1 pseudogene is annotated in these 260 nt (G+C 41.9%); it reads right to left on the bottom strand.

Going from position 1 to position 260, the window contains the following annotated elements:
- A pseudogene (locus tag AB4585_RS23720) lies at window positions 1-199 on the bottom strand (GGDEF domain-containing protein); the annotation flags it as partial.
- Between the last annotated feature and the right edge of the window lie 61 nt (window positions 200-260).

Here is a 260-nt window from a genome sequence, read left to right as displayed (position 1 = left end):
CCATGTAAAAGTGAAAAAACGAATTGATACTTTCTGTTGCTAGCAAGAAACTTTGAGCTTCCCACAAAGGCATACCAACACCAAGCAGCAGCATGAATAGTGCGAGCAAAGGCAGCCAGAATTTTAACTGTTTTTTATTGTGTTCTGCTACATAGGCATTAAAGCCGTGGGGAACGTCGGTACTGGAGGTTAGGGTCACACACTCTCACTCGAAAAAGACTTTGTATCAATAATAGAACAAGTCTGAGCCTAAACGGGAA

It is taken from the genome of Vibrio sp. 10N.222.49.C9, from assembly GCF_041474985.1.
GTDB classification, from domain to species: Bacteria; Pseudomonadota; Gammaproteobacteria; order Enterobacterales; family Vibrionaceae; genus Vibrio; species Vibrio crassostreae_C.
The sequence above is the reverse complement of the archived record's forward strand: the minus strand, read 5'-3'. Positions and strand labels throughout refer to the sequence as shown.